At 72.4% G+C, this 23,887-nt stretch carries 11 protein-coding genes and 1 pseudogene; 7 read left to right on the top strand and 5 right to left on the bottom strand.

Annotated elements, in window-relative coordinates; translation table 11 throughout:
* Window positions 1–1,075 (bottom strand): pyruvate kinase (locus G6039_RS31140; protein WP_277606684.1); only part of this gene is annotated, 1,075 nt, incomplete at its 3' end.
* Between the two features lie 108 nt (window positions 1,076–1,183).
* On the opposite strand from G6039_RS31140, the gene G6039_RS25515 reads away from it, so the two are divergent.
* Window positions 1,184–1,894 (top strand): alpha/beta fold hydrolase, encoded by a 711-nt coding sequence (locus G6039_RS25515; RefSeq protein ID WP_206531343.1) that lies wholly within the window; start codon window positions 1,184–1,186, stop codon window positions 1,892–1,894.
* Window positions 1,895–1,906: 12 nt separating this feature from the next.
* Here G6039_RS25515 and G6039_RS25510 read toward each other — a convergent pair whose 3' ends face one another.
* Both G6039_RS25510 and uvrA read right to left on the bottom strand, forming a co-directional pair.
* Window positions 1,907–3,055, bottom strand: a complete 1,149-nt coding sequence (locus G6039_RS25510) for a lipase family protein (RefSeq protein WP_043799615.1) — start codon at window positions 3,053–3,055, stop codon at window positions 1,907–1,909.
* Window positions 3,056–3,095: 40 nt separating this feature from the next.
* Complete coding sequence (gene uvrA, locus G6039_RS25505) at window positions 3,096–6,029, bottom strand: excinuclease ABC subunit UvrA (protein ID WP_006936517.1); 2,934 nt, start codon at window positions 6,027–6,029, stop codon at window positions 3,096–3,098.
* 173 nt (window positions 6,030–6,202) lie between these two features.
* Here uvrA and G6039_RS25500 point away from each other — a divergent pair, with 173 nt between their 5' ends.
* Window positions 6,203–6,892, top strand: coding sequence for an MBL fold metallo-hydrolase (locus tag G6039_RS25500; protein WP_043799610.1), 690 nt, complete (start codon window positions 6,203–6,205; stop codon window positions 6,890–6,892).
* 134 nt (window positions 6,893–7,026) lie between these two features.
* Here the strand turns inward: G6039_RS25500 and G6039_RS25495 are convergent, their stop codons facing one another.
* The gene (locus G6039_RS25495) at window positions 7,027–17,586 is read right to left on the bottom strand and encodes a type I polyketide synthase (protein ID WP_043799606.1); all 10,560 of its coding nucleotides are present in this window, start codon (window positions 17,584–17,586) and stop codon (window positions 7,027–7,029) included.
* Between the two features lie 517 nt (window positions 17,587–18,103).
* Here G6039_RS25495 and G6039_RS25490 point away from each other — a divergent pair.
* From G6039_RS25490 to G6039_RS25475, 4 genes are all read left to right on the top strand, one after another.
* A complete protein-coding gene (locus G6039_RS25490) occupies window positions 18,104–19,486 on the top strand; it encodes an aldehyde dehydrogenase family protein (protein WP_006936525.1) in 1,383 nt (460 codons plus the stop codon).
* A gap of 237 nt (window positions 19,487–19,723) precedes the next feature.
* The gene (locus G6039_RS25485) at window positions 19,724–20,224 is read left to right on the top strand and encodes a DUF427 domain-containing protein (RefSeq protein ID WP_029543916.1); all 501 of its coding nucleotides are present in this window, start codon (window positions 19,724–19,726) and stop codon (window positions 20,222–20,224) included.
* Between the two features lie 304 nt (window positions 20,225–20,528).
* The gene (locus tag G6039_RS25480) at window positions 20,529–20,984 is read left to right on the top strand and encodes a universal stress protein (RefSeq protein ID WP_080688533.1); all 456 of its coding nucleotides are present in this window, start codon (window positions 20,529–20,531) and stop codon (window positions 20,982–20,984) included.
* A 239-nt stretch (window positions 20,985–21,223) separates the two neighbouring features.
* Window positions 21,224–21,868: a chymotrypsin family serine protease gene (locus G6039_RS25475; RefSeq protein ID WP_029543921.1), complete on the top strand. Its 645-nt coding sequence runs from the start codon at window positions 21,224–21,226 to the stop codon at window positions 21,866–21,868.
* An 83-nt stretch (window positions 21,869–21,951) separates the two neighbouring features.
* Here G6039_RS25475 and G6039_RS25470 read toward each other — a convergent pair whose 3' ends face one another.
* Window positions 21,952–22,791: an alpha/beta fold hydrolase gene (locus tag G6039_RS25470; protein WP_174824752.1), complete on the bottom strand. Its 840-nt coding sequence runs from the start codon at window positions 22,789–22,791 to the stop codon at window positions 21,952–21,954.
* 662 nt (window positions 22,792–23,453) lie between these two features.
* Here G6039_RS25470 and G6039_RS25465 point away from each other — a divergent pair.
* Window positions 23,454–23,887: pseudogene (locus tag G6039_RS25465) on the top strand (hypothetical protein); the annotation flags it as partial.

Here is a 23,887-nt window from a genome sequence, read left to right as displayed (position 1 = left end):
GTCCGACCACCGACAGCACCTCCGGCGCCGCCGCGATCGTCGTGGCGTGGTCGTATCCCCGGATCACCGCGAGCAGGGCACCGGGGATCGTCCGCGACAGTTCGCGGGTGTCGTCGATCCGTTCGCGCGGCGGGAGGGCCGCGACGGCGGTGGCGTCGCCGTGCGCGGTCAGCCGGGTGCCGGGCACGAGGTAGGCGGTGTCGGTCAGCTCGGTGCGCACGTCACCGGCGGCGGTGCCGGTGACGACCAGCATGCGCTTGGAGCCGCGGGTGTCGCGGAAGGCGATGCGGTCGCCGGGTCGGCGACGGGCCAGCCACAACTCGTCGGTGACGGGGACGACGACCTCGCCCGCGGCGGCCGCGGGGCCCGGGCGGGTGAGCCGCACCTGGACGGGTGCGACGGTGCGGCCGAGCGCGTCCCGTTCGGGTTTGGCGTGCACGACCGCGGGACCGGGCGCGACGGGGCCCGTGCGCAGCTTCGGGCCGGCGAGGTCCATGGTGACGGCGACGTGCCGGCCGTGGGCCCGTTCGGCGCGGCGCACGTGGTCGATCATGGCGGCCCACGCGTCCGGGCCGTCGTGCGCGCAGTTGATCCGGACGAGTTCGGCGCCGGCGCCGACGATCCGGTGGACGAGTTCGGCGTCGGTGGCCGCCTCGCTCGGCAGCGTCACCATGATGCGGGTCCGGCGGCCGCCGTGGACGGGACCGAGCAGTGCGGTGGCGTGGCGTTCGAGCAGGCGCTCGCCGGTGACGAAATCGACCGGACAGGGCCGGGCATCGATCTCGGGCAGGTCGGCGAGGCTGCCCACGGCCCGGCGCACCGCGTCGACGGAGGCCAGCACGTGGGCCTCGGCGCGCCCCAGGGACGAGAGCCCCCACGCGGCGAGGTCGGACTGCAGGTCGCGGATGTCCCGGCGCCGCAGGGCGACGTAGTGCGCCAGGTTCTCCGCGCCGGGCCGGTGAGCGGGGTGGGCCTGGGCCCAGCGCTCGTCGGCGTCCGCGGCGGCGACGAGCCCGTCCCGCAGCTCGTCGAGCGCGGCGGCGAGGGCCGCGAGGTCGCCGTGCGCACCGGTCATGCGCCCACCGTAGGGGCGCGGAGTTTCGCGGGGTTTGCGCCCGGTTGAACAATGTCGTTCCGGCAACGACCGTGTCGGTGACCCGCACCGTCGCCTGCATCCCCGAGGATGGGTGTCGTGGGCGCACACGTGATCCTCGTTCCCGGATTCTGGCTCGGCGCATGGGCATGGGAGGCCGTCGCCGAGGACCTGCGGGCGCGGGGGCACAGGGTCGACGCCCTGACTCTGCCCGGGCTCGGGTCCGTCCGGACCGACCGCTCCGGCATCACCCTCGACGACCACGTCGGTGCCGTCGTGGATGCGGTGGCGGGCGGTGCGATCGTCGTCGCGCACAGCGGCGCCGGCCCGGTCGCGTACGCGGCGTCGGACCGGGTCCCGACGGACGTGGCCCGCCTGGTGTACGTCGACTCCGGTCCGCTGCCGGATGCCGCTGCACTGCGACCGGATCTCGATGCCGCCGTGGCGGAGATCCCGCTACCGCCGTGGGCGGAGCTCGAAGCCGACGGCAACAGCCTGCACGGACTCGACGACGCTGCGCTGCAGCGGTTCCGGGAGCGGGCGGTGCCGCATCCGGCCGGTCCGGCGCGGACTCCGCTCGCCCTGCACGACGACGCCCGCCTGAGGGTGCCGACCACCGTCGTGTGCAGCAGCTTCCCGTCTGGGGCGATCCCGCGGATGGCGCAGTCGGGGCATCCGGTGGCGTCCGAGCTCGGCCGGTTGACCGACGTGGAGTACGTCGACCTGCCGACCGGACACTGGCCGATGTGGTCCCGTCCCGCCGATCTCGCGGCGACGATCGATACGGCGGGGCGCCGCTGACGCGGTCGCTCGCTACCGGCCCGCGGCGAACAGGTCCTCAACGAACGCTGTGACGTCGTCCAGGGACGCCCGCATCGTCTCCAGGTGGCCGACGGGATACGACCGGAACACGAACCGCTCCCCGGCCGCGGTCAGGTCGGCGACGAGCTTGAACGTGAACGGCGCCGGGGTGACGGTGTCCGTCAGGCCCTGGCCGAGGAACAGTGGACGGTCGTAGCCGCGGGTGGGGATCTCGAGCATGTCGCGGGCGGCCCGGACCAGGGCCGGATCGTCGGTGCGTCGCGCCAGCAGGTCGCCGATCGACAGATCCCCGACCTCGGCCGCCGCCTCCTGGTAGCACAGGTCCTCCAGCCGGGCGAGGACCTCGCGGCCCCGCGGGCTGAGGAAGCGGTCGACGTCGACGTCGGGGCGGGTCGCGCGCATCCCGGCCAGCAGGTAGGCGATGAACACGGTGGTGCCGGTCAACGGCAGCGGCGGAAGGCGCGGGTCACCGAACGGCACGAGGTGCTCGATGTTCGACGGCACGCCCAGCGCGACGGCGCCGCGGTAGCCGAGCTCGGGTGCGTACCGGGTCGCGAGGGAGGCCGCGACCATCGCGGCTTGACCGCCCTGCGACTGGCCGAGTGCGACCCAGCGCGACCCGAGGGACGGTTCCACTGCCCGCGCGGCGCGCACCATGTCGATCAGGGCGTGGGCCTCCGACGGCCCGTCGAGGTAGGCGTGGAGGCCGGGGGTGCCGAGACCGGGGTAGTCGGTGGCGACGACCGCGTATCCCTGGGCGAGCCAGTGCGCCAGGTATCCGTTGTCGATGCGGCCGTCGACGGTGGGGGCGCACCGGTCCGCGATTCCGACCGCGCCGTGTCCCCACGACACCACCGGCCAGCCGCCGGTGGGCGCGGCGCCCGACGGCACGAAGACCGCGCCGGTGCTCAGGGCCGGCACCCCGCGCGGTCCGGTGGTGCGGTAGGTGAGCACCGACGCGGCGGACGCACCCGGCAGCCACCACTGCCGCGGCAACGGATCGACCCGGACGACGGTGCCCGGCGGGTCCGCCTCGCTGCCTGCGGGCCGGGCCGCCGCAACCCCGGCCGTGAGCAGCATCGCCGTCACGAGCGCGGCGACGATCCCGCGGACACGACCACCGGAGAACGTCCGTGCCACCCCATCCCCCTTCGCGGTCCGCGGCGCGTCGGCGCCGAGGTCAGCTCGCGGCCGCCACCTTCCGCGGCGCGCGCTTGCGCGCCGGCTTGCGGGCGGGCGCGGGCTCCTGGGCGACGGACTCGGCGAGCGCCTCGCGCAGGAACGTGCCGGTGTAGCTGCCCTCGACCGCCGCGACGTCCTCGGGCGTGCCCTGCGCGACGACGGTGCCGCCGCCGGAGCCCCCTTCGGGGCCCATGTCGATGATCCAGTCCGCCGTCTTGATCACGTCGAGGTTGTGTTCGATCACGATCACCGTGTTGCCCTTGTCGACGAGCCCGTTGATCACGCCGAGCAGCTTGCGGATGTCCTCGAAGTGCAGACCGGTGGTCGGCTCGTCCAGCACGTACACGGTGCGGCCCGTCGACCGCTTCTGCAGCTCCGCGGCGAGCTTGACGCGCTGCGCCTCGCCCCCCGAGAGGGTCGGGGCCGGCTGGCCCAGGCGCACGTATCCGAGGCCGACGTCGACAAGGGTGCGCAGGTAGCGGTGGATCGAGGTGACCGGCTCGAAGAACTCGGCGGCCTCCTCGATGGGCATGTCCAGCACCTCGGCGATGGTCTTGCCCTTGTAGTGCACCTCGAGGGTCTCGCGGTTGTAGCGGGCCCCGTGGCACACCTCGCACGGCACGTACACGTCGGGCAGGAAGTTCATCTCGATCTTGAGCGTGCCGTCGCCCGAGCAGGCCTCGCATCGGCCGCCCTTGACGTTGAACGAGAACCGGCCCGGCTGATAGCCGCGCACCTTCGCCTCGGTGGTCGCGGCGAACAGAGTGCGGATCTTGTCGAACACGCCCGTGTAGGTGGCCGGATTCGACCGCGGGGTACGGCCGATCGGCGACTGGTCCACCTGCACGAGCTTGTCGAGCTGGTCGAGCCCGTTGACGCGGGTGTGCCGGCCGGGCACCTGCCGCGCGCCGTTGAGCTTGTTGGCCATGACCGTCGCGAGAATGTCGTTGACCAGGGTCGACTTGCCGGATCCGGAGACACCGGTGATGGAGGTGAGCACGCCGAGCGGGAAGGCCACGTCGATGCCGCGCAGGTTGTTCTCGCGGGCGCCGACGACGGTGACCTGACGCTTGCGGTCCACCGGCCGGCGCTGCTCCGGCACCTCGATCCGCTGACGTCCGGACAGGTACGCGCCGGTGAGCGACTCGGTGCACTCGAGCAGTTCCTTGTAGGGGCCGGTGTGCACGACGCGACCGCCGTGCTCGCCGGCGTACGGCCCGATGTCGACGACCCAGTCCGACGCGCGGATGGTGTCCTCGTCGTGCTCGACGACGATCAGGGTGTTGCCGAGATCACGCAGCCGCGTGAGGGTTTCGATGAGCCGGCGGTTGTCGCGCTGGTGCAGGCCGATGGACGGCTCGTCCAGGACGTACAGGACACCGACCAGGCCCGAGCCGATCTGGGTGGCGAGGCGGATGCGCTGTGCCTCCCCGCCGGACAGGGTGCCGGCCGCGCGGGACAGGGTGAGGTATTCGAGTCCCACGTCGAGCAGGAACCCGAGACGCGCCTGGATCTCCTTGAGCACCTGCCCTGCGATGGCCTCCTCCCGCGCCCCGAGGGTCAGGGCGTTCAGGAACTCGGCGCACTCGGCGATGGACAGGTCGGAGACCTCGGCGATGGACTTGTGTCCGTGCTCGCCCGCGGCGATCGTCACCGCGAGGATCTCCGGACGCAGCCGCGCGCCCTCGCACGTGGGGCACGGGATCTCCCGCATGTACCCGTCGTAGCGTTCCTTCATCTGCTCGGACTCGGTCTGTTCGAGCCGGCGGTGCAGGAACGGCATCACGCCCTCGAACTCGGCGTAGTACGACCGTGTCCGGCCGTACCGGTTCTTGTAGCGGACGTGGACCTGTTCCGGGCTGCCCTCGAGGATGGCCTTGCGGGCCTTGGCCGGCAGCTTGTTCCACGGGGTGGACATCTCGAAGCCCATGATGTCGGCGAGCCCGGACAGCAGCCGGGTGAAGTACTCGGAGGTCTGCCCCATCGACCAGGGCGCGATCGCACCGTCCTCGAGGCTGAGTTCCGGGTCCGGCACGACGAGCTCCGGGTCGACCTCCTTGCGGATGCCGAGGCCGGTGCATTCGGGGCAGGCGCCGTACGGGGAGTTGAACGAGAAGGACCGGGGTTCGAGTTCGTCGATGGACAGGGGGTGCCCGTTCGGGCAGGCGAGCGTCTCGGAGAAGCGACGCTCGCGGTCGGCGGCGTTCTCGTCCCGGTCCACGAAGTCGAGGACGACGATGCCCTCCGCCAGGCGCAGCGCGGTCTCGATCGAATCGGTGAGCCGCTGCTTGGCGCTCGCCTTGACCGCGAGGCGGTCGACAACCACCTCGATGTCGTGTTTCTCCTGCTTCTTCAGCTTCGGCGGATCGGTGAGGGGATAGACCACTCCGTCGACCCGCACGCGGGCGTACCCCTGCACGGTCAGCTGCTCGAACAGGTCGACGAATTCCCCCTTGCGGGTGCGCACGACCGGGGCGAGCACCTGGAACCGGGTGCCCTGCTCCATGTCGAGGACCTGGTCGACGATCTGCTGCGGCGTCTGCCGGGCGATCTGCTCCCCGCACTGCGGGCAGTGCGCCGTGCCTGCGCGGGCGTAGAGCAGGCGCAGATAGTCGTAGACCTCGGTGATGGTGCCCACCGTCGAGCGCGGGTTCCGGTTGGTGGACTTCTGGTCGATGGACACCGCCGGCGACAGGCCCTCGATGAAGTCGACGTCGGGTTTGTCCATCTGGCCGAGGAACTGGCGTGCGTAGGCGGACAGCGACTCGACGTAACGGCGCTGCCCCTCGGCGAAGATCGTGTCGAACGCCAGGCTCGACTTGCCCGACCCGGACAGGCCGGTGAAGACGATCAGGCTGTCACGCGGCAGGTCCAGGTCGATCCCCCGCAGGTTGTGCTCCCGCGCGCCACGCACGATCAGGCGATCCGCCACGCCACGTCCCTCCTCGTCGGATCCCCTGGACGGTCGGATCCGGTCGCATCTCGATTCACCGACGTCACGTCGCGCAACTCGGCCCTGGACCATGGTAGGCGCGCCCACCGACACGTTCCGGTTCCCGACCGCCGCGCACGCGGGCGACGGGCCTCGGCGGTAACGTGCCTCACATGTCGCAGCAGCCCTTGGTCATCGACGACGACTACACCGGCGAGGTCACCCCCGGCGGTCCCGCGCAGCGCCGCACCGTGCCCGGCGCGACCATCGTCAAGCTGTCCGTCGGACCCATGGACAACAACACGTACCTGGTCACGGATTCCGCCACCGGCAGATCTGTGTTCCTCGATGCAGCGAACGAGCCGGAGGTGCTGACCCGGTTCCTCGCCGAGCACGCCCCGAAACTCGAGCTGATCGTCACGACCCACCAGCACTGGGACCACTGGCAGGGCCTCGAGGCGGTCGCGGCGTCGACCGGGGTTCCCACGGCGGCGCACCCGCTCGACGCCGAGCAGCTCCCGGTCACGCCCGATCGGTTGCTCATGGAAGGCGACACCGTCGCCGTCGGCGAGCTCGGTCTCGAGGTGATCCACCTGTCCGGGCACACCCCCGGCTCGATCGCGCTGGTCCTCACCGAGGCCGGCACCGGACGGCACCACATCTTCACCGGTGACTCCCTCTTCCCCGGCGGCCTGGGCAAGACCGCGGACGCCGAGAAGTTCACCTCGCTGTACGACGACGTCGACACCAAGCTCTTCGGCCGCTTCGGTGACGACACGGTGATCTACCCCGGCCACGGCAAGGACACCACCCTCGGCGCCGAGCGCCCGCACCTCGCGGAGTGGCGCGAGCGCGGCTGGTGACCGGGTGGGCTGCGGGAGGCCGCCGTTCTCACGCGGCGCGTTCGCGCAGCTGCGACGGCGGCAGCTCGATGGCCGGGGCCGGTGTCCACTGCGCAGACCGCTTCCCGGCGGTCACCGGGAGATTGCTCGTCGGCTCACAGACCCCGGTCGATGATGTCGAGGATCTCGTCACCGGTCGCGGCGTGAATCCTGTCCACCGTGTCGGCGCGGCCCCGCTCGGCTCCCGCGAGGTCGGCGAGCAGGGCTTCGAGCCGCTGCGCGACCGCCGCGCGTACCTCGTCGTCGGCGCCGAGGTCGGCGACGACCGCCTGCAGGCGGTCGATCCCGGCGACGGCCACCGACACCGGGTCCGGGACCAGCTCCGCGCGCAGGAACTCGGCGACGGCCCGGGGACTGGGGTGATCGAACACCACCGTCGGCGGTAACCGCAGACCGGTCGCGGCACCGAGATGGTTGCGCAAGGCCACCGCCGCGAGCGAGTCGAAGCCGAGTTCCTTGAACGCCTGGTCGGGATCGACCGAGTCCGACGCGTCGTGGCCGAGGACTGCGGCAGCTCCGGCTCGCACCAGCTCCAGCACGAGGTGCCGCTGTTCGGGCACCGACCGGTCCGTGAGCCGCTGCGCCCACTCCAACGGCCCTGATCCGTTCGGTCCGGACAACGCCGACCCCGAGCCGGCCGCGCGCGGCCGCGCTTGCCGCACCAGTCCCCGCAGCGGAGCGGGAACGGACGTCGCGGCCGCACCGAGGTGCTCGAACCGAGCCCCCACCACGGCGGAGAGGTCGGACGCCAGGGCGCTGTCGAACAGGTCCAGGCCGTCGGCCTCGCTCATCGGAACCAGGCCGCTACGGCGGGCCCGGGCGAGATCCACCGCGCCGAGCCTGCCGGTCATGGCGCTCGGCGGTGCCCACATGCCCCACGCGATCGAGACCGCGGGCCGGCCGTGGGCTCGCCGATGCTGGGCGAGGGCGTCGAGGAACCGGTTCGCCGCTGCGTAGTTGCCCTGCCCGGGCGCGCCGAGCACACCGGCGAGCGACGAGAACAGCACGAAGGCGTGGACCCCGGCGGTCAGCCGGTGCAGGTGCCAGGCCGCGTCGACTTTCGGCCGCAGCACCGCGTCGAGCCGGTCGGGGGTGAGCGAGGTGAGGGTGGCGTCGTCGAGGACTCCGGCCGCGTGGATCACCGCGGTCAGGGGGTGCTCGGCGGGGATCCGGGCCAGCAGACCGGCCAGTGCCGCCGCGTCGGCGGTGTCGCAGGCGACGATGCGCACCTCGGCGCCCGCATCGCGCAGTTCGCGGCGTAGCCGGTCGCTTCCGTCGGCGTCGGGTCCGCGTCGGCTGGTCAGCACCAGATGCCGCGCCCCGTGCGTGCTGACGAGATGGCGCGCCACCGACCCTCCCACGGTGCCGGTGCCGCCGGTGACGAGCACGGTGCCGCGGGGGTCGAACAGCGGACCGGATCGCTGCACGGCCGGTATGCGCCGCAGGCGGGGCACGAGCACGGCCCGGCCCCGGACCGCGACCTGCGGTTCCCCGCTGGCCAGGGCCGACGTGATCGCCGTGTCGACGTCCGTCTCCCGGTCGAGGTCGAGCAGCACGAACCGCCCGGGGTTCTCGTTCTGCGCGGAGCCCACCAGACCCCACACGGCGGCGGCCGCGAGGTCGATGTCGACCCCTTCGCCCTCCTCGCCGGTGGCCGTCGCGTTGCGGGTGACGACCACCAGCACACTGTCGACGAACTCGGCGTCGTCGAGCCAGTCCTGCAGCAGTCGCAGCGTCCGGGCGCACAGGTGGTGGGTCGCCTCCGGGCCCGGGTCGCCGTCGGTGCCGCACCCCACCAGCACCGTCCAGGGCCGCCCGTCGTCGGGCGTGGCTGCCCTCGCGGTGCGCAGCGCCGCCGCGTCGGGACAGCGCGACAAGCTCGATTCCAGATCCGCGGCGCCGAGTACCACCATCGGGCCGGGCGGCGGCTCGGACGGGAGGTCGTCGATTCGGGTCCATGCCAGGCGGTGCAGTCGCCGCGCGCCGGACGGGCCCGCGCCGTCCCCATCGCCCGTCCGGGGCACCACGTGCAGCGCCTCGACGGTCAGCACCGGCGCGCCGTCGGCATCGGTGGCGTCGACGCGGTACCGCCCGTCCTCGCCCGTCGCGCACCGCACCGACACCGCCTGCGCACCGGTGCGGTGCAGCCGGGTTCCCGACCAGGTCAGCGGCCAGTCGTCCGGCCCGAAGACGGAGTCGAGCGCCGCCTGCAGCAGTTGCGGATGGATCCCGAAGCCGCTCGGGTCGACGCCGTCGTCGAGGCGCACCTCGGTCGTGGTGTCGCCCGGGAGCCGGTCCGGCTGCGCGGCGAGCACGTCGTCGACGGTCGCCGACGCGTTCCGCACCCAGGGGCCGTCGGCCGGTCCCATGTTCGACGAGACGGTGACGGTGCGCGCGCCGTCCTCACCGGCCGGTGACACGAGCACCCGGATCGGCAGCGACCCCGCGGCCGGCAGGCCCAGCGCGTGGTGCAGCGTGAGAGCGGCGATGCGGTCGCACCCGACGTGGTGGGCGGCGTGCAGGGTCAGCTCGACCAGGACGGCCGGTACCAGGGTCTGCGGAGCGTCGGTCGGCGGATCGCCGGGCTGCGGCGCCGCGAGCGACGAATCCCGGTGCCGGGACAGCGCTCCGGTGAACACGGTGGTGTCGTCGTCGAGGGTCACGGCCGCGCCGAGCAGCGGATGGTCCGCCGGGCTCAACCCCAACTCCGTCGGATCACCGCTGGTGCGTGCGGGCGCCGACGGCCAGAAGGAGCGACGCCGGAAGGCGTACGTGGGCAGGTCCACCCGGCGGCGGCCGGGCAGTACCCGATCCCAGTCGATCGCCAGGCCCTGCACGGACGCAGCGGCGACCGCCTCGACGAAGCCCCGTGCGTCGTCCCCGCGCCCGGGCAACGTGGCGATCGGGTGCGGGACGACCTCGGCGGCGTGAGCGGCCAGGGCCGCGCCGGGTCCGATCTCGACGCAGCGGGAGACGCCGAGTTCGGCGAGGGTGCGCATGCCGTCGTGGAAGCGCACGGCTCGGCGGATGTGCCGGCGCCAGTACTGCGGCGACGTCAGTTCCTCGGCCGTGGCGACGCGCCCGGTGAGAGTGGAGACGACGGGGATCGTCGGCGGCTGCGCCGCCGGCCGCGACACGACGGTGGTGAACTCGTCGAGGACGGGGTCCATCAGCGCCGAATGGAACGCGCGTTCGACCTGCAGCGTGGTGACCGCGATTCCCGCGGTGGACAGTTCGGCGGCGACGGCGTGCACGTCGGCTGCAGCTCCCGCGAGCACCACGGATTCGGCGCCGTTCACCGCGGCAAGGTCGACTCGGCCGTCGATCCGCGACCGGACGTCCTCCGGGCGGGCCCGGACGGCGATCATCGCCCCGGGGGCGGTGGCCTGCATCAGCCGTCCGCGCGCGGCCACCAGGGCGGCGGCGTCGGGCAGGCTGAACACGCCCGCGACGTGGGCCGCGGTGAGTTCTCCGATCGAATGTCCGATCAGGTAGTCGGGGGTGAGGCCCCATTCCCGCAGTAGTCGGTAGAGGGCGACCTCGACGGCGAACAGGGCCGGCTGGGTGTACTCGGTGCGGTCGAGTCTCGCGGCGGCTTCGTCCGCGTCGCCCCAGATCACCTGCCGTATCGGGGTGTCGACGTGCTCGTCGAGGGCGGCGCAGGTCTCGTCCAGGGCCCGGGCGAACACCGGGTAGGTGTCGTAGAGGCCGCGGCCCATTCCGATCCGCTGCGCGCCCTGGCCGGTGAACATGAATGCCGTCCTCCCGCGGGCGCTCGTCCCGGCGACGGCGTTGCCGCCTGCGCGTCCCTCGGCGAGGCGGGCCAGGCCGTCGCGTAGGTCGGCGAGCGTCTCGCCGGTCACGGCGGCGCGGTGCGTGAAGCCGGACCGGGTGGTGGCCAGCGAGTAGGCGAGATCGGCCGGATCCGGCGGGGCCCCCGTGTCGAGGGCGTCCCTGTCGAGGACGTCCGTCAGCCGGGCGGCCTGCGCGCGCAGCGCCTCGTCGGTCTTGGCGGAGAGCACCCACACCAGGGGCGACGCCGACCGCGGCGGGGCCGCCGGTGCGGCGACGTCGGGCGGCTGCTCGAGGATCATGTGGGCGTTGGTGCCGCTGATGCCGAACGAGGAGACGCCGGCGCGGCGGGGGCGCCCGGTCTGCGGCCATGCCACCGCCTCGGCGAGCAGCGCGACCTCGCCGGAGGTCCAGTCGACGTGCCGGGTCGGGGCGTCGCTGTGCAGGCTCGGCGGCAGCACACCGTGTCGCATCGCCATCACCATCTTGATCACGCCGGCCACCCCGGCCGCCGCCTGGGAGTGGCCGATGTTCGACTTGACCGACCCCAGCCACAGCGGCCGGCCGTCGCGTTGCTGCCCGTAGGTGGCCAGCAACGCCTGGGCTTCGATCGGGTCGCCGAGTGTCGTGCCGGTGCCGTGGGCCTCCACCGCGTCGATGTCGGCGGGGTCGAGGGCAGCGTCGGCCAGCGCCTGCCGGATCACCCGTTCCTGCGACGGACCGTTCGGGGCGGTCAGGCCATTCGAAGCGCCGTCCTGATTGACCGCGGAGCCGCGGATCAGTGCCAGCACCCGGTGGCCGTGGCGCTGGGCGTCGCTCAGCCGCTCGAGCACGACCATGCCCGCGCCCTCGCTGAGCCCGGTGCCGTCCGCTCGATCGGAGAACGGTTTGCACCGCCCGTCCGGGGCGAGTCCGCGCTGGCGGCTGAATTCGATCAGCACGCCGGGGGTCGCCATCACCGTCGCCCCACCGGCCAGCGCGAGGGTGCATTCGCCGTCGCGCAGGGCCCGCGCCGCCAGGTGCAGCGCCACCAAGGACGACGAACACGCCGTGTCGACGGTGACCGCGGGACCGGTGAAGCCGAGCGAGTAGGCGATCCGCCCTGAGGCCACGCTGTTGCTGGTGCCCGTCATGAGGTAGCCCTCGGCGTCGGTGCTCCGCCGGGTCATGAGGTGGAATCCGTAGTCGCCGCCCATCATTCCGACGTACACGCCGGTGTCGGTGAGCCCGGGCGAGTTCGGCGGGATTCCCGCGTATTCCAGTGCTTCCCAGGCGCTTTCGAGCAGCAGTCGGTGCTGCGGATCCATCGCGACGGCCTCGCGGGGGCTGATCCCGAAGAACGCGGCGTCGAACCGGTCGGCGTCGTAGAGGAATCCGCCGGCCCGCATGTAGGTCGAGCCGCTGCGCTCGGGATCCGGGTGGTACACCTCGTCGAGGTTCCAGCCGCGGTTGTCGGGGTACGCGCCCACCGCGTCGCGGCCGTCGCGGACGAGGCGCCACAGCTCGTCCGGGCAGGAGACCTGGCCGGGGTATCGGCAGGCCATCCCCACGATCGCGATCGGGTCGTCGTCGTGGCGCCGGCGCGCCGTGCGGGTCGGTTGCGGGGCGTCCTCGGGGCCGAGCAGCCGTGCCGCGATCTCGCGGGCGAGCGCGTCCGCGGTGGGGTGGTCGAACACCACCGTCGCGGCCAGCCGCACCCCGGTGGCCGTCGTCAGCTGGTTGCGTAGCTGCACCGCGGTGAGCGAGTCGAAGCCGAGTTGCTTGAAGGCCCGATCCGGATCGATGGCCTCCTTCCCGTCGTGGCCGAGTACGGCCGCGACGTGCGTGGTGACGATTTCGAGGACCCGGGCGTGCCGCTCGGCGGGGTCGAGCGCCCGCAGTTCGTCGGCGAGGCCGGGGGCCGACGGGGCGGCCGCGGCGCGCCGACGGGACGTGCCGAGCACTCGGCGCAGGATCGGGGGGAGGGCCTCGCCGTCGGAGCGGCGGGCGGGCGCCGAGAGCCGTATCGGCACCGTCAACGGACGGTTCGCGGCGAGCGCCGCATCGAACAGGGCCAGCCCCGCTTCGGGGGTGAGGGTGTCTATGCCGGTGCGCTGGAGCCGATCCAGATCGGCCGCATTCAGATGGGAGGTCATCCCGCTGGGGCGGTCCCACAGTCCCCAGGCCAGGGACAGTCCCGGCAGTCCCTCGGCGCGGCGGTGCTGCGCGAGCGCGTCGAGGAAGACGTTGGCCGCCGCGTAGTTCGCCTGGCCGGCGCCGCCGAGCACACCCGCCGCGGAGGAGAACAGCACGAACGCCGCGAGACCGCGATCGCGGGTGAGCTCGTGCAGATGCCACGCACCGTCCACCTTGGGGCGCAGGACGGCGTGCAACTGGTCCGGAGTCAAGGTGGCGGCGGTGGCGTCGTCGAGCACCCCGGCGGCGTGGACGACACCCGACAGGTCGGGGACGGCGTCGAGCAGGGCCGCCACCGCGGCTCGATCGGCCACGTCGCAGGTCACGGCGCGGATCTCGGCGCCCGCCTCGGCGAACTCGGCGCGCAGGTCCGTCGCCCGCTCGGCGCGGACCGCGTGTCGGCCGGTCAGCACGAGCCGGCGCACCCCGTACCGCCGCACGAGGTGACGGGCGACGAGCCGGCCGATGGTTCCGGTGCCGCCGGTGACGACGACGGTGCCGTCGGGGCCGAACGGCACCGGATCCGCGGCTGCGTCGGTGGCGGTCGGCACCGCCGCGAGCACGGGCGCGAGGAGTGTCCCGGCGCGGACCGCCAGTTGTGGTTCGTCGCAGGCCAGGGCCGCGGACAGCACGGTGGGATCGGGCAGGTCACCGGGCGGCCGGTCCAGGTCCACCAGGGTGATCCGGTCCGGGTGTTCGTTCTGCACGGCACCGATCAGCCCCCACACGGGCGCGGCGCCGACGTCGATCGGTTCGTCGTCGGTGACCGCCACGGCGCGGCGCGTCGTCACCAGCAGTCGGGTCTCGGCGAGCCGCTCGTCGGCGAGCCAGGCCTGTACCGCCCGCAACGCCGCCTCCGCGGCGGCGTGCGCGCGCGTCGGCACGTCGGATTCGTCGTCCGGTTCCCCGGCCAGCAGCAGGGTGCGGCCGGCGGGATCGCCGCCGGTGAGTGCCTCCCCGAGCGCGGCGAGGTCCGCCGTCGGGGCCGCGCCGGCCTCGACCGGGATCCATTCCACGCGGTAGAGGCCGGTGCCGGTCGCGGCGGCCGGCGCCCGCGGACCTGCGAACGGCCGCAGCGCCAGCGAGCGCGCGGTCAGCACGGGCTTGCCGGCGGTGTCGTACGCGGCCACCCGGTACCGTTCGGGTCCGGCCGGGGCGATGTGTACGCGCAGGGCGGTGGCACCCACGGCGTGCAGTTGCACGTCGTCCCATGCGAACGGCAGTTGCAGGTCGCGGGCGCCGGCCTCGGCGGCGGCGAACGCGATCAGGTGCAGCGCCGCGTCGAACACCGCCGGATGGATCCCGTACCCGGCGACCGCCGCGGCGGGGTCCTCTCCCCCCAGGCGCACCTCTCCGTACAGGTCATCACCGCGGCGCCACGCCGCGCGCAGGCCCCGGAAGACCGTCCCGTACCCGTATCCGGTCTCGTCGAGCGCGTCGTACAGACCGCTCACGTCGATCGGCGTCGCATCGGCCGGGGGCCACTGCCGGATCGGAACCTGCGCGGTGTGCACCGCGCCCGTGAGTGCGCCGACGGCGTGCCGGGTCCACGGTGTCTGCGCCGGGGCGTCCGCCGGGCGGGAGTGCACCGACACCGTGCAGTGCCCGGCGTCGTCGGCGGTGAGGACGGCGACCTGCACCGCGAGCTCCCCACCGGTGGGAACCGGCGCGGGCGTCTCGAGGGTGAGTTCCGCGAGGCGGCTGCAGCCGGCGCGATGCCCGGCGTGCAAGGCGAGTTCGACGAACGCCGTGCCGGGCAGCACCACGGTGCCGTCCACGGCGTGCTCGTTCAGCCACGGCAGTCGGTGCGGCGACAGCACGCCCGTGAACACCGCGCCGCGACCGTCGCCGAGTTCGACCGAGGCGGCGAGCATCGGGTGGTCCCCGGCATCCATGCCGGCTGCGGCGGCATCACGTTGCGGCGCGCCCCCGTCGAGCCAGTAGCGGCGATGCTGGAAGGCATACGTGGGCAGGTCCACCCACTGCCGGTGACCGGCGCGGCGAGCCCACCCGACCCGGTCCCACTCGATGTGCGCCCCGGACACGTGTGCCTCGGCGAGGGCGGTGGTGAACTGGCGCAGGCCTGCCCGGTCGCGCCGGAGGGTGCCGAGGGCGCGACCCGCGATGCCGGCCGCGTCCAGGGTCTCCTGCAGCGGCACGGTCAGGACCGGATGGCTCCCCGACTCGACGAACAGCCGATACCCGTCGCGGGCCAGAGATCTCGTCGCGTCCTCGAAGCGCACCGGCCGGCGCAGGTTCCGGTACCAGTAGTCGGCGTCGAGTGCGGTGCCGTCCATCATGTCCCCGCTCACCGTCGAGTAGAACGGGATCCGCGAACGCTGCGGGGTGATCGGGGCGAGAGCGTCGAGAATGGGCCTGCGCAGCACCGAGACGTCCGCGCAGTGGGAGGCGTAGTCGACGGTGATGCGCCGGGCCTGGACACCGTCGGCCTGCCACCGCGCGACCAGTACCTCGAGGGCGTCGCCGGGGCCGGACACGACCGTGGCGGCCGGACCGTTGATCGCCGCCACCTCGACGGTCCCGGCCCAGGGTTCGATCTGCTGCCGCACCGCGTCCGCCGGCAGACCCACCGACGCCATGCCACCGCCGCGCCGGGCCGATTCCGTGATCACCCGGCTGCGGGCCGCGACGACGAGCGCCGCGTCGGGCAGGGTCAGCGCGCCGGCGACGTGGGCGGCGGCGATCTCGCCCTGCGAGTGCCCGACCACGGCCGCCGGTTCGACGCCGTGTGCGTGCCACAGCCGCGCAAGACCGACCATCACCGCGAACAGCGCGGGTTGCACGACGTCGGCCCGGTCCAGGGCCGCCGGATCGCGGTCGCGGAGCACGTCGAGCAGCGCGAACCCGGTGTGCGGGGCCAGGGCGTCGGCGCACTCGCGCAGGCTGTCGGCGAACACCGGGGAGGACTCCAGCAATTCGGTGGCCATGCCCACCCACTGCGCGCCCTGCCCGGGAAAGACGAACACCGGCCGGTCGCCCGCCTCGACCGCCACGCCGGTGATCACACCGGGGTCGGGGGCGCCTCGGCCGAGCGCGTCGAGACCGGACAGCAGGGCCGTCCGGTCGGTACCGAGCACGGCGGCACGGTGGTCGAAGGTCGCGCGGGAGGTCAGCAGCGGGCCGGCCACCTGGGCGGGTGTCAGCTCGGGATGGTCGGCGACGTAGTCCCCCAGCCTGTGGGCCTGCGCGCGCAGCGCCGGTTCGGTGTGGCCCGACACGAACCAGGCCACGACGTCGTCCGATCCGTCGATCCCGTCGGTGGGCGCAGCGTCCGGCGGTGGGGCCGGCCGCTCCAGCACGACGTGGGCGTTCGTGCCGCTGATGCCGAACGAGGAGACCGCCGCCCGGCGGGGCCGGTCGGTCGCCGGCCATTCCCGGTTCTCGGTGAGCAGGGACACCGATCCGGCGGACCAGTCGACGTGGGGGGTGGGGCGGTCGACGTGCAGCGTTCTCGGCAGCACACCGTGCCGCATCGCCATGATCATCTTGATCACTCCGGCCACTCCGGCGGCGGCCTGGGTGTGCCCGAGGTTCGACTTCACCGAGCCGAGCCACAACGGCCGGTCGGGGGGCCGATCGCGGCCGTAGCCGGCCAGCAGGGCGGACGCCTCGATGGGATCGCCCAGTGTGGTGCCGGTGCCGTGGGCTTCGACCGCGTCGACGTCGGCCGGGCCGAGTCCGGCGTCGGTCAGGGCCTGCCGGATCACCCGTTCCTGGGCCTGCTTGTTCGGGGCGGTCAGGCCGTTGCTGGCGCCGTCCTGGTTCACCGCGCTGCCGCGGACGACGGCGAGGATCCGGCGGTCGTTGCGCTCGGCGTCGGACAGGCGTTCCAGCGCGAGGATCGCGGCGCCTTCGCCCCACGCCGTACCGTCGGCCGCGGCGGAGAACGCCTTGCAGCGCCCGTCGTGGGCCAGTCCACGCTGCCGGCTGAACTCGACGAACACCGCGGGCGTCGACATGACGGTCGCCCCGCCGGCCAGGGCGAGTTCGCATTCGCCGTTGCGCAGTGCCTGCATGGCGAGGTGGACGGACACCAGGGACGACGAGCATGCCGTGTCGACGGTGATCGCGGGTCCGTTCAGTCCGAAGCTGTATGCGACACGGCCGGAGGCGACACTCATCGCGGTGCCGGTGATGAAGTAGCCCGCGAGTTCCTCGGGCGGGGCGCCGCCCGCCCGTGCCGAGTAGTCGATTCCGGACAGACCGGTGAAGACGCCGATCTGCCTGCCGTGCACGGACCGCGGATCGATGCCGGCGTGCTCGAAGGTCTCCCAGCTCGTCTCGAGCAGGAGTCGCTGCTGCGGGTCCATCGCCAGTGCTTCGCGAGGTGAGATTCCGAAGACCTCCGGGTCGAAACCCGCTGCATCGTCGAGAAAGCTACCTTGCACCGTGTACGTCCTGCCGGCCTGCCGGCCCGTCGGATCGTAGAGATCCGCCGCTTCCCAACCCCGGTCCGTGGGGAACCCGGAGACGGTCTCCGAACCGGATTCCACCAGGCGCCACAGATCCTGTGGGGAGCGGACGCCGCCGGGGAACCGGCACCCCATCCCGACGACGGCGATCGGTTCGCGACTCACCCCCTCGACCTCGCGGAGCTTCTCCCGGGCCTGATAGAGCTCTGCGGTCACCCGTTTCAGATAGTCGAGGAGCTTCGCGTCATCGGCCATAATCGAGCTCCAATCCGAGAGCCGTCGTGCCAGCGCCGAGAACTCGATGGTATCCGCCGCCCCCCACCCGGACACAGCGATCTGCTCGTGCGATCGTGACCGGTGCGTCGTGCGAGACGACTGTGGGCACGCCTCGGACGCATACCGTCCGGAGCGCTCGGCGACCTCCGAGGCCTTCCGATCGAGTTGCCCGTCGGGCTCCTGCCGTGCACTGAACACGTAACCCGGCCGACACGTATCCGCAGGCACCAGCGGGTCCTAGACTGTGGCGATGGGCATCGCTCCGGATGTCGGGGCACCGCGTCGGCGCGGCACCGCCCGATTCGGTGCCACCCGCCGCCGCGGGCTCGGGCCACCGTCCGGGTGCCGCTTGCGCCGGCGCATCCCCACGACCCGCGCCCGAGGCTCTGTCGTCGTCGACCTCGCCCCGGCCCCCCGTGTCGCCGTCCGCCCATTCGCCGTTCCGCCGCGACAGGCCGACCGCACATCCATCCTCGACTTCCGCCTGGAGGACCACATGACCGTCACATCCACCGACACATCGACCGAACTCCTGACCCGACTGCGGAAGGCCTACGCGACCGGACGCACGCGCGATGCCGGATGGCGCATCCGCCAGCTCCGCGGCATCGAGAAACTCGCCGACGAGCGCGAAGCCGAGATTGCGGCCGCCCTGCAGGAGGACCTGGGCCGAAACGCGGTCGAAGCGTGGCTCGGCGACGTCGCTTCCACCCGGGCCGAAGCCGCCTACGCCCGCAAGCGGGTCCGGCGATGGATGCTTCCTCGACCGAAGTCCTTGTCGATCAACCAGTTTCCCGCACTCGGCTGGGTGCAGTACGAGCCGATGGGAGTGGTCCTGATCATCGCACCGTGGAACTACCCGGTGTATCTGACGCTCGGTCCGCTCGTCGCGGCAGTGGCCGCCGGAAACTGTGCCGTGATCAAACCGTCGGAGCTGGCCCCCGCCACGTCCGCGCTGCTCGCCCGGCTGATTCCGCAGTACCTCGACCCGGAGGCCGTCGTGGTCGCCGAAGGCGATGCCGAGCTCACCCAGAGCCTGCTCGCGCAGGGTTTCGATCTCGCCCTGTACACCGGCGGCACCGAGGTGGGCCGCAAGATCATGGCCGCCGCCGCCCCGCAGCTCACGCCGGTGATCCTCGAACTCGGTGGCAAGTCTCCGGTCATCGTCGCCGAGGACGCCGATCTCGAGGTCACCGCGCGGCGCATCGCCTGGATCAAACTCCTCAACTCCGGACAGAGCTGCATCGCGCCCGACTACGTACTGGTCGAGCGGTCCGTCCGCGACGGGCTCGTCGACAAGATCGTCGACACGATCGCCCTGTTCCGCAGCGAGGAACCGCAGCCGGGGATGCGGGTGGTCAACCACCGTCACTTCGATCGGCTCGAGGCGTATCTGGAGTCCACAACCGGACGCATCGTCACCGGCGGCAGGTGCGATCGTGACACTCTCACCGTCGAACCGACCGCGATCGTCGATCCGGCACCCGACGACCCGGTCATGACGGACGAGATCTTCGGGCCCATCCTGCCGATCCTCACCGTCGACTCGGTCGACGCAGCCCTCGACTTCATCGGTGCCCGCCCCAAACCCCTTGCAGCGTACGTGTTCTCCAAATCACTGAACACCCAGAAGAAGATCACGCAGCGAATCAGCGCGGGTGGCGTGGTGGTCAACCACGTCGGCATGCACGTCCTCGCCCCACAACTGCCGTTCGGTGGCGTGGGCGCCAGCGGAATGGGGGCGTACCACGGGCGCTACGGTTTCGAGGCGCTCAGTCACCGCAAGGCGGTGCTCGTCAAGCCGTTCCGCCCGGATCCGGCGATGAACTACCCGCCCTACACCCAAGCTGCGCTGAAGATCATGCGGCGCCTGTTCTGAGCGGTCCACCGACACCGTCGGGAGTGGAGGGCACCGGCACGGCCGAGGAGGGATCGGCCGGTAGCGTAGTGGACGGCCTCGACGACTCGGAACCGACGAGCCGCGCATTGCTGCGGTCCCGACTCGTCGCCCACGGACGCAGGGGCCGCAACTCGGTTACCCGGCACCCTCGGTCCCGACAGCCCCGGCCCCGCGGTCGTGCCCGTACCCTGGGGAGGTGACCACGAGGAGGTCGCCGTGACAACCCGTCCGAGACCCGTCGAACCTGCCGCCGGGCAGGAGTCGGTGTGGGACTACCCGCGCCCGCCCCGCGTGGAGACCTTCACCGGCTCGATCACCGTGGAACTGGGCGGCCGGACCATCGCGTCGAGCACGCGCGCCTGGCGGGTACTGGAGACCAGCCATCCGCCGACCTACTACCTTCCCGCCGACGCCTTCGCCGAAGGGGTGCTTCGGGAGACGCCGGGCTCGTCGTGGTGCGAGTGGAAGGGCAGGGCGAGCTACTACGACCTGGTGACCGACTCGCGGGTCGCGCCGAAAGCGGCATGGACCTACCGTGATCCCACCCCCGCCTTCCGCGCGATCGCCGGGGCCGTCGCGGTGATGGCCGCCCAGGTCGACCGGTGCACCGTCGACGGCGAGGAGGTCGTCCCGCAACCCGGCGGGTTCTACGGCGGCTGGATCACCAGCTCGGTCGTCGGCCCGTTCAAGGGAATCCCCGGATCGGCGGGCTGGTAACCGCTCCGCAGTACGTCGACGCCGATGCGTACCTGCGGGCGAGCGCGAGCATAGACTGGGTCCATGGGCATCGTTTCCGATGTCGATACGCACCGCGTCGGTACAGGGCACTCCCGCTGCGCGGTGGTCGAGTCCAGCTTTCCTTCCGGCACAAGCTTCGAGAGTTCACCCGGGCGGTCACGCACCGGGCCGCACGAAGCCGTACCACCCGGATGCGGCGGCGAACGACCGTCCCTCGGCGCCGCCTGCGTCGAGGATCCCGGCGCCGACCGTTCCGACCGCGCCGGGCAGGAGAGGAGTCGTCGTGACCGATGACGGAATGACCGGCCGCGTCGTGGTCGGAGTGGACGGTTCGGAGCCGTCGAAGGGGGCACTGCGCTGGGCACGATTCGTCGCCCGCTCGGCAGGGTTCGAGGTCGACGCCGTGGCGGCATGGGAGATTCCCTGGGCCGCCGCGGAAGGCTGGCCGAGCGATTGGGATCCGGAGCGGGAAACGTCCGGGATGCTGCACGAGACGGTCACCGGGGTCCTCGGGAGCGAGCCCGGCGTGTCCGTGCAGGAACTGGTTCGCCGCGGCGGAGCCGCGCGCGTCCTGCTCGACGAGAGCCGCGACGCGCAGTTCCTGGTGGTGGGAAGCCGGGGGCATGGCGGCTTCAGCGGCCTGCTGCTCGGTTCGGTCAGCGCCGCATGCGCCGAGCACGCACACTGCCCGGTGCTGGTCATCCACGGCGATACCCCGCCTCCGCCCGTCTCGCCCTGAGGCGATCGCGGCGACGATCCCGCGCCCCCGTCGCACCGCTGTCCCCGATCTGCCGGTCCGGTCGTTCCCTTCCCCGGATCGGTCCCCGCCGCGTGTTCTCGTCCCGGAAAACGCTGCGAACAGCACCCGGTGCGGCGGATGATCGAGAAACAGCGCCCGAGGGCGGTGGATCGTACGCGCGACCCTCCCGTTCCTGCGCGTGTCCGACTCGTTCGCTCGACCTTCGGGAGAGGCCCGCCATGAGACTCGGCATCCTCGTTCTCGCCGTCGGCGCGTCGCTGCTCGCCGGCACCGGTGTTGCAGCGGCCGCCGATCCGGCCGTCCTCGGCGGCGGTTCCGGTATCGTCATGGACGGCCGGAACTACTGCACCCTCACCACGATCGGCCCCGATTCCGGGGGCCGGCTGGTCGGATTCACGGCGGGGCACTGCGGAAACGCCGGGTCCACGGTCGCCTCGGAGGCCGATCCGGACGCCGGTGTGGTCGGCACGATCGCCTACACCGATGCGGACTTGGACTACGCGGTGATCGTGTTCGAGCCGGCGAAGGTGGTGCCCGTGAATCGGGTGGGAAACACGACGATCACGGGGATCGGGGGGCCGGCGCAGTTCCCGGACATCGTCTGCAAGCAGGGCCGCACCACGGGGCATACCTGCGGGGTGGCCTACGGCGATGTGTTCGGTTCGGGGCAGACCTGGACGCAGACGTGCGTCGACCTCGGCGACTCGGGAGGTCCGGTGGTGGTCGGAACCACGCTCGTGGGCATGGTGAACGGCTATCTCAGCGTTGCCTGCCTCGGTCCGGAGGTCGGCACGAGCATGACGGCCGTCGTCGGTGACGCCGATGCGCGGGGCGGCGCCGGGGCGGGGTTCCGTCCGATCTAGGAGGCGCAGGTCGAGACGATGTCGCCCGGGTGAGGGGCGGACCTGTCGGACCGGCGGCCACGCACCCCGGGGGTTCTCCTCGGTCAGCCGATCTCGGCGAGAAAACGCTCCAGGATGCCGGTGACCCGGGCCGGGTCTTCCAGCGTCGAACTGTGGCCCACCCCGTCGAGTTCCACCAGTCGCGAGCCCGGGATCAGCGCGTGCATTTCGCGGGAGAGATGCGGCGGCATCTCGACATCCAGTTGTCCCGCGACGATCAGCGTCGGCACGCTCACCGCGGGGAGCTCGTCCCGGATGTCGGGGCGGACCATCATGCCGAGCATCGTGTTCGCCAGTGACGACCGGTCGGCCTGCGCCCACCGCCTGCGCCACGCCTGACGCTCGGGTTCCCGGGTGGGGTCGGTGCGGAACGGTGCGCCGTAGAGTTCCTTCTCGATGCCGCGCAGCACGAGGGCAGGTGACGGCCCGAGGAGCCGGGCCACGGCCGTCAGGGCCAGGTGCAGCGGGTACTTCGCGGGCGGGTGCGGGGTTGCGCCGGTGTTGAGCAGGGTCAGCGAGCGCACCTGGTCCGGTTCCCGCGCTCCGATGCGCATCCCGACGAAGCCGCCCATCGACAGCCCCACCAGATGCGCGGGTGCGAGGTCGAGCCGCCGGATCACGGTGAGCACGTCGGCGGTGAGTTGCTCGAGCTGGTAGCCGCCCCGGGCGTGCCCGGAGCGGCCCTGTCCCCGGAAATCGAGGGTGAGGCAACGGTATCGATCCCTCAGCGCCGCGATCTGCGCCTCGTACATTCGCCCGTCGAAGAAGAACCCGTGCAGGAACAGGATCGGCTCGCCCACACCGCCGGAGTCCTCGCAGTACAGGTCGACGTCCCGCACCCGCAGGTACGACCGGCGCATGTCCGGAACTCGGGGCGTTGTCATGGCATGCTCCGTTTCGAGCTGTGACGGGGACCGTCGCGGAATGAGGTCGAGGATCGGTTCCGAGCACCGCCGGTGTCAAGGGGGGCCGCAGCAACCGCAGTGGCGCCGTGGATCCGTGTGCCCGCGATCTCGCGACACCACTTCAGCACGTGCAGTTGTGCCTCGGTCAGATTCGTGAAAGCCTCATCGGCCCAAAAGCTTCCGCGCACATACTGCACCGCGCGTTCGACCCGGGGTTTGCCCTTCGGTGACCGCACCCGCGCCGGATCGGGCCGGGCCGTCCGGTCCGTCGCCGGCGTCGGCAGGGGCCTCGGTGCGACCGTCGCCGCATTCTTCGGCTGCGTCGACGACCGCGCCGGCGCAGCAGCGGTGGTGGTACCGGACTGGACTCGGGTGGTGGGCCGGTACGGGATCAGCCGTTTCGCGGCCGGTGCCCCGTCCCCGACGGCGGCCGGCACCGGCCAGTCCACCAGCCCGGTGCTGCCGAGGGCGGCCAGCGTCGCCGCGGCCGCCGGGGTCGAGTCGGTGACCAGACGAGCGGATGTAGCACGTATTCCCGGAGATCCTCGACCGTCGATTGGCCCACCGCCGAAGACCATCCTGCGGCGGGAACCCGGCGCGTTCACTGCCGAAGCCCGGCCGGATGCGACAGACTCGAAGTCATGGCCTCGTCCGCGCCCGCCCACACCACGTATCTCGCGTCGTCCCGGGGGGACCTGCCGCGATGGCAGGACATCCTGCCGAAGGCACGGCACGTCGAGCACCCCGGCCCCGAGCGCCACAGCATCTACCTCGACACCGACGACCGCGATCTGCGGCACTGGGACAGCGTCCTCCGGTACCGAAATCCCGGCCCCGACGACGAGCCCGGCTGGGAACTGGCCGTTCCCGGCGGCACGCTCGGCACCGAACTGCACCTCGCCTCCCCCGACAGCGACCTCGTGCCCGACGAACTCACCGCGGCGGTGGCGGCGCTGCGGGCGGCCGGCTGGACGGGTTCGCCGGCGCAGCTCGTGCAGAACCGTGAGGCCACCCTCGACCCGGAGCTCGTGGGCAAGGTCATCGCCCAGCAGCAGCCCCCGGGGTCGGAGATCTC

This window comes from Rhodococcus aetherivorans (genome assembly GCF_011058165.1).
GTDB lineage: Bacteria > Actinomycetota > Actinomycetes > Mycobacteriales > Mycobacteriaceae > Rhodococcus > Rhodococcus aetherivorans.
This window is presented reverse-complemented; position numbering and strand designations above follow the sequence as displayed.